This is a genomic window from Acinetobacter sp. S40 (assembly GCF_016624705.1).
Taxonomy (GTDB): Bacteria; Pseudomonadota; Gammaproteobacteria; order Pseudomonadales; family Moraxellaceae; genus Acinetobacter.
On the sequence record NZ_JACVTU010000053.1, the window covers coordinates 1 to 202 of the forward strand.

Sequence of the window (202 nt, forward strand, 5' to 3'; positions counted from 1 at the left end):
AGATGCAAATAATGATGGCGTAATCAATACAGCAGAATTAGGAGCGGATGGCAAAGTCAATGTTGATATTACCTTGGGAGCGGATGCAGCGGCAGGTGACATCATAACGATCAATGGTGTATCACATACATTAACTCAGGCAGAAGTAGACGGCCATAAAGTGGTAAGTGCGGTAACTGTAACTGATGGTAGCAATACTATA

The 202-nt window shown here is 42.6% G+C and carries 1 protein-coding gene; it reads left to right on the plus strand.

Annotated features, from left to right (window positions below):
- Positions 1-202 (plus strand): hypothetical protein (locus IAE19_RS16530; protein WP_227612148.1); only part of this gene is annotated, 202 nt, incomplete at both ends.